General features: G+C 40.3%; 13 protein-coding genes. 3 read left to right on the top strand and 10 right to left on the bottom strand.

Annotation, left to right across the window (positions count from 1 at the left end):
• Window positions 1-58: 58 nt before the first annotated feature.
• From GXP67_RS13345 to GXP67_RS13315, 7 genes are all read right to left on the bottom strand, one after another.
• Window positions 59-2,347, bottom strand: coding sequence for a hypothetical protein (locus GXP67_RS13345; RefSeq protein WP_197901687.1), 2,289 nt, complete (start codon window positions 2,345-2,347; stop codon window positions 59-61).
• 522 nt (window positions 2,348-2,869) lie between these two features.
• Window positions 2,870-3,337: a hypothetical protein gene (locus GXP67_RS13340; protein ID WP_162443566.1), complete on the bottom strand. Its 468-nt coding sequence runs from the start codon at window positions 3,335-3,337 to the stop codon at window positions 2,870-2,872.
• 37 nt (window positions 3,338-3,374) lie between these two features.
• The gene (locus GXP67_RS13335; protein WP_162443565.1) at window positions 3,375-4,004 is read right to left on the bottom strand and encodes an ABC transporter ATP-binding protein; all 630 of its coding nucleotides are present in this window, start codon (window positions 4,002-4,004) and stop codon (window positions 3,375-3,377) included.
• Window positions 4,005-4,124: 120 nt separating this feature from the next.
• Window positions 4,125-4,907: an acyl-ACP--UDP-N-acetylglucosamine O-acyltransferase gene (gene lpxA, locus GXP67_RS13330; RefSeq protein ID WP_162443564.1), complete on the bottom strand. Its 783-nt coding sequence runs from the start codon at window positions 4,905-4,907 to the stop codon at window positions 4,125-4,127.
• Window positions 4,904-6,295, bottom strand: coding sequence for a bifunctional UDP-3-O-[3-hydroxymyristoyl] N-acetylglucosamine deacetylase/3-hydroxyacyl-ACP dehydratase (locus GXP67_RS13325; protein WP_162443563.1), 1,392 nt, complete (start codon window positions 6,293-6,295; stop codon window positions 4,904-4,906). Before GXP67_RS13325 ends, lpxA begins: the two co-directional genes overlap by 4 nt.
• A gap of 124 nt (window positions 6,296-6,419) precedes the next feature.
• Window positions 6,420-7,463 (bottom strand): UDP-3-O-(3-hydroxymyristoyl)glucosamine N-acyltransferase, encoded by a 1,044-nt coding sequence (gene lpxD / locus GXP67_RS13320; RefSeq protein WP_162443562.1) that lies wholly within the window; start codon window positions 7,461-7,463, stop codon window positions 6,420-6,422.
• A 55-nt stretch (window positions 7,464-7,518) separates the two neighbouring features.
• Window positions 7,519-8,760, bottom strand: a complete 1,242-nt coding sequence (locus tag GXP67_RS13315) for an HD domain-containing protein (RefSeq protein ID WP_162443561.1) — start codon at window positions 8,758-8,760, stop codon at window positions 7,519-7,521.
• Between the two features lie 315 nt (window positions 8,761-9,075).
• Between GXP67_RS13315 and porX the strand changes: the two genes are divergently transcribed.
• The 3 genes from porX to GXP67_RS13300 all read left to right on the top strand — a co-directional run bounded on the left by porX (window position 9,076) and on the right by GXP67_RS13300 (window position 12,425).
• Entirely contained in the window at window positions 9,076-10,674 is a 1,599-nt protein-coding gene (gene porX, locus GXP67_RS13310; RefSeq protein WP_162443560.1) for a T9SS response regulator signal transducer PorX, read from the top strand.
• Window positions 10,675-10,765: 91 nt separating this feature from the next.
• Window positions 10,766-11,209, top strand: a complete 444-nt coding sequence (gene tsaE, locus GXP67_RS13305; RefSeq protein WP_162443559.1) for a tRNA (adenosine(37)-N6)-threonylcarbamoyltransferase complex ATPase subunit type 1 TsaE — start codon at window positions 10,766-10,768, stop codon at window positions 11,207-11,209.
• Window positions 11,193-12,425, top strand: a complete 1,233-nt coding sequence (locus GXP67_RS13300) for an alanine dehydrogenase (RefSeq protein ID WP_162443558.1) — start codon at window positions 11,193-11,195, stop codon at window positions 12,423-12,425. Before tsaE ends, GXP67_RS13300 begins: the two co-directional genes overlap by 17 nt.
• Before the next feature lie 15 nt (window positions 12,426-12,440).
• Here GXP67_RS13300 and GXP67_RS13295 read toward each other — a convergent pair whose 3' ends face one another.
• The 3 genes from GXP67_RS13295 to GXP67_RS13285 all read right to left on the bottom strand — a co-directional run bounded on the left by GXP67_RS13295 (window position 12,441) and on the right by GXP67_RS13285 (window position 15,638).
• Window positions 12,441-13,490, bottom strand: coding sequence for a glycosyltransferase family protein (locus GXP67_RS13295; RefSeq protein WP_162443557.1), 1,050 nt, complete (start codon window positions 13,488-13,490; stop codon window positions 12,441-12,443).
• A gap of 604 nt (window positions 13,491-14,094) precedes the next feature.
• Window positions 14,095-15,222, bottom strand: a complete 1,128-nt coding sequence (locus tag GXP67_RS13290; protein WP_162443556.1) for a hypothetical protein — start codon at window positions 15,220-15,222, stop codon at window positions 14,095-14,097.
• Window positions 15,219-15,638, bottom strand: a complete 420-nt coding sequence (locus GXP67_RS13285; RefSeq protein WP_162443555.1) for a hypothetical protein — start codon at window positions 15,636-15,638, stop codon at window positions 15,219-15,221. The genes GXP67_RS13290 and GXP67_RS13285 overlap by 4 nt, the downstream gene beginning before the upstream one ends.
• Between the last annotated feature and the right edge of the window lie 28 nt (window positions 15,639-15,666).

The raw sequence follows: 15,666 nt of genomic DNA, 5'->3' as shown, positions 1-15,666 counted from the left end.
TTGCTTGCCTACAACAACGTTGTTCTATCAACCAATAACTATATAACCAACAAAATTACTACAAATCTGATAGTAAGCTTTTAGCAGGCAAAGTACTATACGGACGTACAGCAGTCTCAGGGCCGGAAATCACATTTAGGTATCTTCCCATCCAGTAAGGTAGTAACCATATATCGCCGGCGCTGTATTCTTCCCTACCCTGATGTCCGCCATCGAGGTCGAAGCGGTTGGCATTGTGACGGCTGATGCGAAGTTCATCGGGGGGTAATATTTCTTTAATGGTCTGGTTGCGGAAATTAGGTGTTATGGGTTCAATGTCTTTCCGGTGGCTATTGTTTACCTGCCAGCTTACCAGGTCCAGGGGATATTCCTGCAAATACCAGATGGCTTCTTCCAGGTCAAATTCTTTGACACCTGTTATAGCAGTAAACATATTCCAGGCTCCTTCTTTCTCAGGCCGTTCAGCTTCCCAATGGTCAATAATGGCTTCTTTGTACATATTTTTCAGGGAATCAGTAAAAGCATAGCGGTACAAACCCCAATAGCCCAGAAAATACATTTCGTCATCCGAGTGGTTCCAGGATTCGGACAGAATTTTGCTTAGGGTGTCAGCTGTTTCGGGGGCTACGCCAATATCCTTAATCGGACGCATCAGGTTTTCCAGGTAGCCATGTTTCTCCATCAGTTCATAGGCTTTGGTTTTATATACTTCTTTTTTTGTGAAATGATAGACTGTTTGCAGCATGGCAATGATATTGGAAGAATTCAATTTACGGTCGCCCACAATTTTCGGACGGGCGTTTACATAATCCGGGTGCCATTTTCCCCATCGGGTTGGCTTACCATCATAATCTATCAGATACAGGTCGTGGCTGACGATGTGTTGCATGAGCGAATCCATCAGCACAATAGCTCTCTTCTTCAACTCTTCATCATCCAGAAGCTCAGCCATAGCGCCGAAAATAAAAATATGACCAATGGCCTCATCGCTACTGGTAGTCGATTTCCAGTCCCATTCCGGATCGGGTGCTGGTACCCAGCGGGATTTGTCGTGCAAGGCATAGCCTCGTCTTTCGAATGACCGGGCGGGAAAACCAGGCACCGGATTAATGGAATATAGCCGTTCCATGCCATCAAGCGATTCCCGGCAGTTTTGTAGGGCTTCCGGCGATTTGGTGGCTGCATATCTGAATACCTGCGAACCCAAGTACATAGAAGTCCATAATCCATCGTTGTCGGAATCTTCCATGCTGCCAGTATTCACATTTCCATCTGTCATATTGATAATAGTGGCATTAAATCCATTCCGGATGTGGCGCTGGCGTACCTGTTGTTCAAAATATAAGGCTTTGTCATGGAGGGTTATGCTACGGAAATTAATTTCTCCAAGCCCCTTATCTGTCAGAATCAGTATCCGGTTATTAGTACCTTTGGCAATGTGCTTTACTGTATCGGAGGGCAGCCAGCGCCTGGAGGCGTAATACGAGTATTTTCCATCTGGCCTTAAAATAAAAGCTCCTCTTTCTGAGCCAAACCATAGCTGCCCATCTATTTCATGCATTGCAGTAAGATTGGTCCAGGGAAGTTTGGTTTGTAATTCGCCTTTCTGGGTATGAGTAGAGGCATCGAGTAGAAAATACCCATTGGTCGTACCTACAGCCAGTTCAGAATTATTATTTGCCAGCGTAAAACAAGTAAGATGTTGCCCCTGGAATACCGTACGCAGGCTCTGATCTTTTACTGAAAACGTGGAAACAGCATCATCAGACAGTAACCAGAATGTGTTGCGGTTTTTATCAAACAATATATCTTTAACAGGTTGGGTATTTTTTCCCTGCCAGGCTATTTTTTCATTAGATAAGTATTGTAATGATGTCCCATCAGAAATGAGAAAAGAAAAATTCTCCCCTCCGGCAAACTGTGATGCACCAGGAAGGCTGTGTTTGGTATTCAGTTTCCCAGCCCAGGCATTACTCAGGACCGCTTTATCATCCAGGTATACCAGCTGTTCCTCATACAAACCAATGGCTGCAATTTTTTTGTCTTTCATCGGGCGGTAAGATATATCTGGCACCAGTGTACCGGGATACAAAAAGGCACCGGCATGGGTAGTAAATGTTCCTGCTGAAGAATGAACATTGATCTTCCCGTTCCGGTCACATACTACTTTGTTAAGAATAGTATTATTGTTTTCCAGGGTATATTTAATGCTAAAATCTTGCTGAAAACCGGTATCCTTGTGAATCGGTTGCGTAGAACCTGCCTGCTGGTTAGGGAGTTTAGTAGAGCAAGAAATGATAAATACAGCCAAAAATAGCATCAAAACTTTCTGTAGGAAAGATTTCATAATACTGAAAGCGTGGGGATGAAATGTTAAATACCTGGAATACATAAGTAAGAATAGCAAAATTAGCGCTGTAAACTTTCGTGTTTTGCGTATAAGTTTACTCAGTTTGCGAAATAACCGATCATTTCCCGGAAATTGTCTGATACAGCCGATTGGGGAATTATACTCAGGTCCTTTCCCATCCAGTAGAGAGCAATCAGAAAACTGGTTCGCGTTCTACTGGATGTGTCGCCACTAATGGTTATCGGGGGATTTTGTTCTATCGAACCGTCAGGCGGATGCCGGCTGGGATAACTGCAAATAATACAGAAGAATTTAAGCAGACAGGCATAATAATTTTCTCATGAAGAAGCAGCTATAAGTATAACAAGATAGTTTTCAGTCTATGAATAATACTTTGTTTCAGAGAGTTGGTAGCACTGTGAGGAGCAGGAATTTGAAAATAATATTATCTGACTACGAACAAAAATGCCTGTTCTTTTTCAAGAACAGGCATTTAATAAAAGTATTTTTACAGGTAATTTATACTGGAATCAGGTTGATCAGGACTGTGATCGTTAATGGAAAACCTCCAAATGTTACTGAATATGGAAGACTTAAGTTTAATGTAGTGGTTGTAAGCTCTTTTATATCGAATGTATAATCTTCTCCTTCAGAAGTTATTTTCAACTGTGTTTCATTATTAAGAAATTCCCATTTATTAGTTGTAGTAGTACCTGTAGTACGATTAGTCGCAACATAATTCCCATTTGATTCGAATTTAACATCGGAATTGGACAGATCGCCCAGGGCTTGTTCGATGAGGGCATCTACATCAATACCAAGTCCGGCCGGAACCGCAGGATTGGTGGTTATAGCTTTAATCTTCCAGGCTTTGGCGGTGAGGAGCTGTGTTTTAGTGGGAGCGGCTTCTTTATCATCATCTTTTTTACAACTGCTGATCAGCGCCAGAGATAATGCCAGTACCAATAATAATTGAATGGATTTCATAAGTAGTGTTGTGTGTTAAGAGGTAAAGCGTAAGCAGTTAACGTATATATATCAAACTATCTTGTATGTGAATTATTCTTTTACAAATCTCATATTCATAAGGCTGGTTAGAGCAGATGAGTACCAGCCGGTCGGCTATATTATCAGAAAGATGTTGCTGATACCAATCTACGCCATTTTTGTCAAGATTGGAAGTTGGTTCGTCGAGTAATAAGATTGGTGTGTCTGAAAAAAAAGCCAATCCTAATTTTAAACGCTGTTTCATGCCTGAAGAGAAATTCTTTACCGGCTTATTCCTGGCTTTCTCCAGGCCGATTTTTTTTATAAATTCACCGGCAGCCAGCTGGTTTCTGAAAGGTTTGAATTGCAGATGAAAAACCACAGATTCTTGCAAAGTAAATTCTTCAATGAGCTCCTGATAGGGTGCTGCCAAGGAAAGATACCGGAAAATTTTATCCTCCTCTATATTCTTCTGACGGTACGTGTATTTTACTTTTCCCTCCGTAGCCGGAAGAATGGCTGCGATAATTTGCAGCAAAGTAGATTTTCCACTGCCATTCGCTCCAGTAATGGCAACAGGCTGGTTGCTTTGGAAAGTGGTATCAAAATTCCTGAAAATCCAGTCTTTGTTAAATTTACGGCCCAGATTTTCAACCTGAATCTGCATGTGGAGATATTATATAATTACTGAATGAATGAATTACTGAATTGCGGGATTTCTTATACCTGGAGGCAATTGGAAGACATAGGCATAATCAATTCGTAATTGGTAATTAGTCATTCGTAATTAACTGTCTATTCCCCGCATGATACCTCTTTCAGAATTTCTTACAAACTGCAATACTTCATCTCTTTCTTTAGAAGGGGGCATTTCCAGTTCGATTAGATCCAGGGCATCTGTATTGTTAAGTCCGCGCAAATATATATTGCGGTAAATTTCCTGAATCTCGTTGATCTTTTCGTTGGTAAATCCTCTTCTGCGTAAACCAACTGAATTAATGCCACAATAAGCCAGAGGTTCACGGGCAGCTTTTACAAACGGAGGTACATCTTTACGTACAAGGGTTCCGCCGGATACAAACGCACTGGTTCCAATCTTAACAAACTGCTGAACGGCAGAAGTACCGCCTATATTTACATAATCCTGTATTTCGATATGGCCGGCCAGTTGCACACAATTAGAAATTACTACATTATTTCCGATGATACAATCATGTGCCACATGGACATATGCCATCAGCAGGCAACTTTCGCCAATAATGGTGGAGTTTTTGTCGAGTGCCGTACCCCGGTTAAGAGTTACGCATTCACGAATGGTGGTATTGTTGCCAATCCATACTGTAGAGGGTTCACCTTTGTATTTGAGATCCTGGGGAGGAGCAGAAATTACAGCGCCAGGAAAGATACGGCAGTTTTTTCCGATGCGGGCACCTTCCATAATTACAACATTCGATCCGATCCAGGTACCTTCTCCTATTTCAACATTTTTATGAATGGTTACAAAAGGTTCAATTACTACGTTTTCGGCGATTTTTGCCTGGGGGTGAATATAGGCTAAGGGTTGATTCATTTTTTTCGTACAATACTAGCTGACATAACTGCTTCACAAACTAAATTACCTGCCACAAAGGCCTGGCCCTGCATTTTAGCAATGCCTCGTTTAATAGGAGCAAGTAACTCACATTTAAAGATGATGGTGTCGCCGGGCACTACCATTCTCCGGAACCGGCAACTTTCTATACTTAGAAAATAAGTCCAGTAGTTTTCGGGATCAGGTACGGTATTCAAGACCAGAATACCACCGGTTTGTGCCATGGCTTCAATCTGGAATACCCCGGGAAATACAGGGTTTCCAGGAAAATGGCCCTGAAAGAAAGGCTCATTGATGGTGACGTTTTTAATCCCGGCTACTGTAGTTTCATCCAGGTGAAAGATCTTATCTACCATCTGAAAAGGATAGGTATGGGCCAGTAATTTATAAATCTGATTTACATCCAGAACAGGCGGCAGTTTAGGATCGTAATGCGGAATGTTATTTTTTGCAGATTCTACCATCCGCTTTTTAATTTTTTTGGCAAAGGCCACATTAGCTGCATGTCCGGGACGGGCAGCTAGAATCTGGGCTTTTAATGGTCTTCCAGCCAGAGCAAGATCGCCTACCAGGTCAAGTAATTTGTGCCGGGCAGGTTCATTTTTATAGCGTAATTCTACGTTATTGAGAATGCCTTCTTTTTTTACCTCAACTTTTGGCTTGTTAAACAGACTGGCCAGATAATCTAATTCATCATCGCGGATAATACGGTCTACAATGACGATGGCATTATTTAAATCACCACCTTTTACCAGATTCTGTTTGTGCAGCATTTCCAGTTCATGTAAAAAACAGAAGGTACGGCAGGCGGCTATTTCTTTCGGAAACTGGCGGATATCGGTAAGAGAGGCATGCTGGCTTCCTAATACCGGAGAATTGTAATCTACCATTACCGTAATGCGATAGTCATCCAGGGGCAGGGCTGCTATTTCAACATTCCTTTCATTATCCCGGTAACGGACTTCCTCAGTGATTTCGTAGTAGTTTCTCAGGGCATTTTGTTCCTCCATACCGGCAGATTCCAGTACTTCCACAAACTGCAGGGAACTGCCATCCATAATAGGAGGCTCGGGGCCATCTAACTGAATGAGTACATTATCTATCTGCAAGCCTACCAGAGCCGCCAGTGTATGCTCTACAGTATTGATGCGGGCACCACTCTGTTCAATGGTGGTTCCTCTGGATAAATCTACTACGTTATCTACATCCGCATCTACAATAGGTTGTTCAGGTAAATCTACCCGCTGAAATTTGTATCCATGGTTCGGCTTGGCCGGCAGGAATGTCATATTTACCGGAACCCCTGTGTGCAAGCCTACACCAGATACAGTCACCGATTTTTTGATAGTATGTTGCTTAATATTCATTTAGAAGTTGAGGGCATGTGTAAGTGATGAGTAATGGCAGTAGAGGTAACAAATAGTACGGCGTAAACTTGCTAAATTATATCCGCAATTATTTCTTCTTTATAGGTGCACTTCTCCATACTCATTACTTTTTATCCGGCAAATTTACTACTTTTTCTTCCAATTCATCAAGCCTCTTTTGTAAAAGCGGTAACTTTCTGAAAATCACCATAGATTTGAGGTTTTCTTTATAGTCAAAGGCAGGTGAACCTTGTATGGCTGTTCCGGTTTTAGTGATAGATTTGCCAATTCCTGATTGTGCGCCGATACTTGTTTTATCAGCAATTTTTATGTGTCCTACGATACCTACTTGTCCGCCGATTATACAATTTTCTCCGATTTTGGTAGAACCTGAAACGCCGGACTGAGCTGCCATTACTGTATTTTTTCCAATCTCAACATTGTGTGCAATCTGAATCAGGTTATCTAATTTTACGCCTTGCCTGATAATGGTGCTTCCCATGGTGGCACAATCAATTACGGTGTTGGCACCAATGCTTACCCAGTCTTCCATGATGACATTACCGGTTTGTGGAATTGTTTTATAGGAACCATCTGGCTGTGGAGCAAATCCGAACCCATCACTTCCGATCACAGCACCCGCATGAATCGTACAATGCTTCCCAATAACAGTATTGGCGTAAATTTTTGCCCCGGCATAGATTATAGTATGATCACCGATCTGTACATTTTCGCCAATGTATACCTGCGGATAAATTTTTACATTTTCACCAATCTTGCAGCCATTACCTACATAAGCGAAAGCGCCCAGGTATAAATTATTGCCGGTTTGCGTACGATTACCCATGAATGAAGGTTGCTCTATACCGGATTTCTGAGATTGCTGCAGTTTGTTATATTCATCGAGCAGCAGGGTGAAAGCCGTATAAGGATCTTTAACGAGTATCAGGGTGGTATCTATATCTTTTTTGGGAGCCAGTTGTTCGCTGGTAATAACAGCCGTAGCTTTAGTGGTATAGAGGTACGGCTCATACTTGGGGTTGGATAAGAAGGATATACTGCCTGGGGTTCCTTCTTCTATTTTGGAAAGCTTATTTACCTTCAGCGACCTTTCTCCAACAATTTTTCCCTGTAATAAACCTGCAATTTGTTCTACAGTAAACTCCATGATGTTTAGGTGGTTTATGAGCCATTAGCAATGAAATAAAACAAAAATCTTTATTCTATCGCTCATAGCTTATGCTGGTTGATTTTGGCCAGCATACATAATATTTCTTTACAATTTTACTCATGGCTTTTATATTCGGAAGGTCAGAGGCTTCGGCAATATCCATGATGTTACCCTTTTTGGTTAGAATGTTTATGGTTTCGCCACCGGCCAGATAGGCGGCATTGCTCGTAGAGCCTTCAATTAAAAAGTAAGGAAGTTCCTCTTCACTTAAATTAAATTGCTGAGTGATCTGTTTAGCCACTTGCTTCACAAACGCTCTTTCCGGCTCCTCTCCAGACAAAATTACTTTAAAAATCTTTCTATCCAACAGCATCCGGCTAATGGTGGAGAGAACCTTATCCGGATGATTCACCCACATTTTAATCGCTCCCCATATATCATAGTCGTCAATGGCGGCAAAAGATTGTAAACAGCTTTCATCACATTCAAAATTTTCCAGGGTGATGTCTTGTTCCATAAACCGGAGTAAGTCTGGTGTGGCAAATACTTTTTCTCCATTTCTGAGTAAATATCTGGCCCGTTTCACTACCTGTATCAGCATTTCTTCGGCACTGATACCAGTTTTGTGCAGATATACCTGCCAGTACATAAAACGGCGGGCACTCAAAAAACTTTCAATACTGTAAATACCTTTTTCTTCCACCACAATCCGTTCATCTACAATATCGAGCATTTTAATAATACGGTCAGCACCGATAGTTCCTTCCGATACGCCAGTAAAATAACAATCCCGTTGCAGGTAATCGAGCCTGTCGATATCTAACTGGCTGGAAACGAGCTGGTGAAAAAAAGGCCTTGCATACGTATTGCAAAACATCTGCAAGGCCATCTCCAGCATTCCATCGAATTTACGGTTGAGGCTTTTCATTATTAGAAACGAAATCTTTTCATGGTGTACACCAGTAAGTATACTGGCTTCCAGGGCATGAGAAAATGGCCCATGGCCTACATCATGCAGCAGGATAGCAATTAAAGCGGATTCGTATTCTTTTTCAGAAATATCATGACCTTTGCTGCGGAGAGTATTTAAGGTAACACCCATCAGATGCATGGCACCCAGGGCATGATGAAATCTGGTATGCAAAGCGCCCGGATATACAAAGTCGGAAAGTCCCATTTGCTTGATGCGCCTCAGTCGCTGGAATAATGGGTCTTCAATGATGTCGAAAATCAGTTCGCTGTGAATGGTAATGAACCCGTATACAGGATCATTAAATAATTTTTTTTTATTCAAAATGCTGGAAAAATTTAATACAACTGGCAATCATGGCATATTTTTAGTTCAGCAAAATCTATCTTGCTATACAGTTTGTGCATTCCATAAACTTAAAAACCAATTACTTCGTTTCTAAATAATCCGGATAGAGCAGTTAACCATCGGTAGCCATTGGTCTAATTTTACAAATAGTTTCTCTTATACATGTATTTTGCTTGCAATAGAACTCGTCAGATAAACTGATTGTTTCCGGTAACGTATTTTAATTAAGCGTATACTATTGCCCAATGACTAATTGTTAACAAATTTGCACATTTTCTTAAAAACACGACTATGCCCCATTTTAAAACAAATTACAACACGAAACCCATTCCTGAAGCACAAAGATATTCCATTTTGTGGGCCGATGATGAAATAGATCTGTTAAAACCACACATTATGTTCCTGACCAATAAAGGATATGATGTTACCCCGGTGAACAGTGGCGCCGATGCCCTGGATAAATGCAATGAAACCAATTTTGATATTGTTTTTCTGGACGAAAATATGCCAGGAATGACTGGCCTGGAAACGCTGTCACAAATTAAATCGACTAAACCAAGCCTTCCTGTTGTAATGATCACCAAAAGTGAGGAAGAACATATTATGGAAGAGGCCATTGGTTCTAAAATTGCCGATTATCTCATCAAGCCATTGAATCCCAATCAGATATTGCTTTCTGTTAAAAAAATTCTCGACAATAAGCGCCTGATCACTGAAAAAACCAATCTGGGCTACCAGCAGGACTTCCGCAATATCAGCATGGCCTACAATGAGCGGATTGATCACAATGAGTGGGTGGATATTTATAAGAAACTTGTTTTCTGGGAACTTGAAATTGACAATACGGCTAATAAAAGTATGGCGGAAGTGCTGGATATGCAGAAAGGTGAAGCCAATTCCAATTTTGCCAAATTTGTGATGGAGAATTACGAATCCTGGCTCAATGATCCTAAAGCAGATAAACCCCTGCTTTCGCACCAGCTGATGAAGAAAAAGGTATTTCCGATGCTCAAACCCAATGAGCCGCTTTTCTTTTTCCTAATCGATAACCTGCGCTATGACCAGTGGAAAATTCTCGAATCCATCATCAGTGAGTATTATATCGTAGAAGAAGAATCAGCATATTATTCGATACTGCCAACTACTACGGCTTTTGCCCGGAATGCCATATTCTCCGGGATGATGCCCAGCGATATGGAAAAATACCATCCGGATTTATGGGTGAATGACGATGAAGAAGAAGGAAAAAATAACCAGGAAGAAGATTTTTTGATGCGCCAGTTGCAGAAAAACCGGCTGGATGTGAAAGCTTCCTATCATAAAGTAATTAGTACTGCCCAGGGCAAATCGCTGGTCGATAATGTGAATAACCTGATGAATAACCAGCTGAATGTGGTGGTATATAATTTTGTGGATATGCTCTCGCATGCCCGTACGGATATGGCCATGATCCGGGAGCTGGCGCCAGATGAATCTGCCTACCGTTCGCTTACCAGTTCATGGTTTATGCATTCTCCATTGCTGGAGGTACTGAAGAAAATTGCAGAGAAGAAAGCCAGATTAATCATTACCACTGACCATGGCACCATCCGGGTGAAGCGCCCGTATAAAATTATTGGCGACAAAAATACTAATACTAACCTGCGCTACAAACAAGGTAAAAACTTAGGCTTTGATGAAGATGATGTACTGGTGGTACGGAAGCCGGAACGTTTTTTCCTGCCTAAAATCAATGTATCTACAGCATATGTTTTTACCATCGAAGATTATTTCTTTGCCTATCCTAATAATTATAACTACTACGTAAACTATTATAAGGATACTTTCCAGCACGGAGGCGTTTCTCTGGAAGAAATGATCATTCCTTTTGTATCTCTGATCCCAAAATAGAGTATAATATAGGTATAAAGTATATGAGTTGATGAGTAGTTGCTACTCATCAACTTTTTTATTGATTTATCCTTTAGGCTTTTATTTATATATGTCAGAGTTTACTATTACGTATAGTTCAGAAACGATACTGCCCTTAATTGCCCGGCAAGTAATTAGCTTTGCCAAAGATCAGAAATGCAAAGTCTGGCTGCTGGAAGGTGAAATGGGCAGTGGAAAAACTACATTAATTAAGTCTGTCAGTAAAGTGCTTGGTGTACAGCAAACCGTGCAGAGTCCTACGTATGGGTTAGTGAATGAGTATGACTACCCTGCTGGCAAAGTGTATCATTTCGATTTTTACCGGCTTAAGCATGAATCAGAGGCACTGGATATTGGATTTGAGGAGTATCTAAGCTCGAATGAGTTGTGTTTTATCGAATGGCCATCCAAAATTCCCTCATTTCTCCCCTCGAAATATTTGAAAATAAGTATTACATTCGTAGGTCAAAACCAGAGGAACATACATCTGAGCACGCATGAGCAGCACTCTTAAACCAGGTTTGCAGGATTTAGCCAAACAAGGTGCTTTATACCCACAGGAAGCATTGCTGGAAGTAAAAAAAGGTGGCAAACAATTGAGTATCGGTATCCCCAGAGAGCTGGATGCTTATGAAAACAGGGTAGTGCTTACGCCGGAATCTACGGCTATTCTGGTGCAGAACGGCCATCAGGTGCAGGTAGAAACCGGAGCCGGCGAAGCCTCTAAATTTTCAGACCGGGAATACAGTGATGCCGGTGCTAACATCGTTTATTCAGCCAGAGAAGCATTTGAATCCGATCTTATTCTCAAGGTAGATCCTCCTACGCCTGTAGAAATCGGTTATATAAAGCCGGGAAAAGCACTAATTTCTGCTTTACAGATGGCTAAACTGACGCCTGAATACATTACGGCCGTTAATGCAAAAAAAATCACTGCCGTAGGTTTTGAGCTCATCCAGGATAAAGTAGGGGGGATGCCGGTTGTAAGAGCCATGAGTGAGATTGCCGGAAGTACGGTGATGCTCATTGCCGCTGAATACCTGAATAGCGTAAATAATGGCCGGGGAATTATTCTCGGTGGAATTACAGGTGTACCGCCAACCAAGGTTGTGATATTAGGTGCCGGAACCGTAGCTGAATTTGCAGCCCGTACGGCCCTGGGTTTAGGCGCTGAAATAAAAATATTCGATAAACACATTTATAAGCTCCGGCGTATCAAATATGCCATTGATCATCAGGCCTATACCTCTACTATTGATAATACATACATGCTGGGTGAAGCCATCAGCCGGGCCGATGTGGTAATTGGTGCGATACGGGCAGAAGAAGGCAGAAGCCCTTGTGTAGTTACAGAAGAAATGGTTTCTACGATGAAGCCGGATTCAGTGATTATTGATGTAAGTATTGACCAGGGCGGTTGTTTTGAAACCTCTGAAATTACGACGCATAAGAATCCGATCTTCAAAAAGTACGATGTCATTCACTATTGCGTTCCTAATATTGCTTCCAGGGTTGCCAGAACAGCCACAACGGCGTTTAGCCATATTTTTACCCCTTTCTTATTGCAAATTGGAAATTCTGGTGGCATCGATGAAATGATCTTTGCCAATAAGTGGTTCATGAAAGGGGTATATTCCTACAAAGGAAGCCTTACCAATGAACACATTGCCAGAAAATTCAATATGAAATATAAGGATATGAGCCTGCTTACGGCGGCTGCCAGGCTATAACTTATAAATCCGGAACTAAACCGGACTTACAGAACCAATGTTGAAAGCTTGCTCTTCCCAGGCATAATCTATTACCCTGCGGTTTGCCGTATGTTTATCAATAATCATGTCGATTACATTTTCAGTGATATCCGGAAAGTCTACATAAATAACCTTTCCGTTTTCAATCCAGTCGGCAATAGAGGAAACATATTTTTTATGAAGCTTTTTGATCACTGGTACTCCCATTCTTTTCAGGGCTTCTGCATTACATAATTGTTCATACTGATTGGTCATGGGTACTACCATCAGTTTTTTATTCATGAATAAGGCTTCAGAAGGTGTTTCAAAGCCTGCTCCACAAATAATACCTGTACTGGAAGCCATACTTTCGATAAATGCCTCATTGTTGAGCGGCCTTACTTGTACATTCCCTAATGTAAATGGAGATCTGTTATGTTTAGAAAAAATCTGCCATTTAGTATTACTGAAGGTAGAAAAGAAATTATAAAGTTCGGCATCACCATAGGCAGGTAAATACACTGTATAGTGCCCCTGGTCACAAATATTCGCTTCTCTTATTTGCTTACGAATAACAGGTGTAAAGATATTGTTATCAAATCTATCAAAATGAAACCCATATTCTTTGCTAACAGGAGCGTATTTCTTGTATAGATACTGGCTCAGAAAATTGTTAAGCTTTGGTGCTTTTGGAGACAATACAGCACTATGATGGCTCAGACTAATACAATCTTTTCCTTTTAAATAACAAGCCCATGCAGAAACCGGCTCAAAATCATTTATAATAAGGTCGTATTTTTCTACCGGCAGATTTTTAACCTCATTTATAAATTTTAGTGCGTTTGTTCTCGAGAGGGTTTTAAGGAAATTGATACTGCCTTTTTGGCCAAAAATAAAGCTGCAACCATCCAGTTTATAGGCAATAGGGTAATCAATTGTCAGATCAGCCTGTGTACCACTCAGGAGTACATCCAACTGGCCCTTCTTCTCCAAAACAGAGATAATATCTCTGGCTCTGCTCAAATGTCCGTTGCCTGTCCCTTGAATGGCGTATAATATTTTCATATACAAGAGTTAGTAAGAGGTGTTTAAATAGATATGTAGCAATTTTACAAAAAGGTTAACTATACCTACGAATTAATTTATTGAATGGTTAGGATATGACCATGAAAAATATAATTATATTAATTATATAATAGTTTAATGATAAAAATTAATGGGCGAGATGACAATGCGTATTGATACTGAAAATAGTTTACAATAGTTACAGTTATAATCGCGAGAAAATAATATAAATAGATATAAAATTATATTATTTCTATAAAACTGTATAATTAAGAGTAAGATATGTTACGTAATGTTAACAAATGAAGTTGAAATTTAATATATCGTAAATATCCAAATAATATTTAAAAATCGTACTATTTAAGAAATTAGCCAGGAAAATATTGCAAAATCAAAGGTAATATTTTAGCGCAATATTCAAAACACTTTTTTGATTATTCTTATATTCATTCCACATACATATATATCAGCTGCATTTTAACTATTATACTACAGTGAATGATAATTGCTGCTATTCTCATGGCTGAGACATCATTTATAGCTGATTATGAAATATGATTTTTCTTGGAATTATTTTGATAAATTTCTGTGGACAGTGAATATGTTAAACAGATGATTTTTTAGAAGTTAGTATGGTATCAGGTATACTTAACTTATCCCAATCTATAAAAAAAATATAGACAAAGATCCAGGGATTTGCGTACCCTCCTACACCTAATAGTAAGTAAGTGCCTATATGAAAGCCTACACCTGCTATAAGAAAAAGTATTATAAATTTGCGGAGTATCAGAATACCAATAAAGCCTATTTGAAAAAGTAATGCCAGCGCCGGAAGCACCTTACATAGCCACTGGCTTTTTGCTATCTCTAAGCCCAAAGGCGCTTGATGCAGATAAATATACGACCTGAACGTATCAGAATCTATCCAATGCCAGCCTGAAATCAATATTTTCTCCAGACCAGCCAACAAGTAAGCCAGCGCGATACATACACAAATTAACTGTAATGCCCAGCCACTCAACCACTTTTGATTTAATTCAATAGATTTGTATTGTTCATATATCAGAAATGGCATTATCATGGCTGCATAGGTGAGGGTAGAAAAGGTATGATCTAGTTTTTCAAAGCTATACAACCACCCTTGTAACAGGATGAATAAAAAAGTGGTGATACTGGCACTTATTACTGGCTTGAAATTTAAGATAACAGCAACGCAGCTTAGCCACAGCATTATACATAGTATCAGCAAAAGTGTTGGTGCAGGAAAACCAATATGCAATAGTCTTAATAATTGAAGTGGCTGGTAAAATGCCTTTGCCTTGCTTAATTCTGACAAATAACCATACCATTCATAGGTAAAAAATAGTATGCCGCTGTAAAACACTATGCTCAATATCCGGACTTGCATTACTGAAACTGGTCTTTGCCAGAAATCTATGAATCTAGTTCTGAAACCTGGTAGAAACCGGAAACTGTATAAACCAGCCAGAACCATTACTTGCAAGCCATAAAACCGCCAGACGACCTGATCTGCCTTTTGCAGGAAAAAATGGATATCAAAACGATGTTTCTCGACAGTAAACCTGGGGTATATGGCCTGAACTAAATTATTAAACCAGGCTGGCGCTTGGTTCTGGTAAGCAGCTTCCACCAGATTCCGGAACAGCATGTAATACACAGCTACCTGTAAGCCTATCAATAAAAGCCATATCAGGTAGCCTGTTTTTTTCATAAGGCAGCAATTGGGATAAAAGTAGCAACAGTGGCTGTATCTGTTTGTGCAGGCTGTTGAAGCGAACCGGTAATCCGGAGCAAGTGCCATTCTTTTACGTTGGCTTTGTGGGTATATAACTGATGAATCCGTTGCAGAAAAATGTGAGATTGTTGTCGGTAATAATAATTGCGCATCAGGTAGGCTAGGCTGCTTAAACCAACTTCCGCCGGATCTAACAGATAAGTTGCCTGATTATGATGTGTATACCGGATGGCAAACTGTTCCATCTGGATTTCCTCCTTCACCGGCTCAGCAAACATACCAAAACGGAAAAAAGGATATATATCCGTTAGCAAGATGAAAGGAACAGTGATAGCGGATAACATGCCTATAATCACTATTTTCTTAACAGAAGGACGGAGGGCTTCCTGCATGTAGGTATAAATTAAAAGCGTTGGGTGT

The organism is Rhodocytophaga rosea (genome assembly GCF_010119975.1).
Lineage (GTDB): Bacteria > Bacteroidota > Bacteroidia > Cytophagales > 172606-1 > Rhodocytophaga > Rhodocytophaga rosea.
The sequence above is the reverse complement of the archived record's forward strand: the minus strand, read 5'-3'. Positions and strand labels throughout refer to the sequence as shown.